Raw genomic sequence first — 639 nt, 5'->3', positions numbered from 1 at the left:
CAGTTGTCGCCAGTAGAGTATGAAAAGCAATATGAAATCAAGTTAAAGAGTGTCTACTGATTTGGTGGCTATTCAATTCGACAGAGAGAGACCATGTGTGTAAAAGCCACTTCTCATTTGAAGCTGCATCAAAGTATCCAGACTCACTCCAATAGGTCACATTCGATAGGAAAACGATACTACTCACCACATGTCTTCCTAATGAGCTATAGTCTACGTGTGTGAGATAAAACCAACCAAAAATCAAGAGAACAAGACACAAAACAGCAAGCGCTGGAATAATCCGGTTAGCTCTAGCTACATAAAACTTAAACAAGTTGAAATTATTGTTCTCTAACCCTCTAAAAATAATCCCCGTCATCAAAAAGCCAGAGAGAACAAAGAACACATCTACACCAGCAAAACCACCTGGAACCCAAGATGGGTTAAAGTGGAAAAGAACCACAGCAATGACGGCTATTGCCCTTAATCCATTTATGTCATTTCTAAAATTCATCATTGATTTTAACTCGGCACCTGTCAGAGTTTGTGTCTAGATACTGTTTCCCATACTCTAATCACCCTGTAACCCTCCCCGAAAAACTGGTCGCTCGCAATTAGAGGTTTTCCGTTTACACTGAAACAAACGGAGAACGCATG

General features: G+C 40.2%; 1 pseudogene. It reads right to left on the bottom strand.

Annotated features, from left to right (window positions below):
• Positions 1-76: 76 nt before the first annotated feature.
• Positions 77-496 (bottom strand): annotated as a pseudogene (locus ACVA54_RS19670) (acyltransferase family protein); the annotation flags it as partial.
• Positions 497-639: the final 143 nt, after the last annotated feature.

The organism is Vibrio sp. PNB23_22_6, from assembly GCF_052877535.1.
This window is presented reverse-complemented; position numbering and strand designations above follow the sequence as displayed.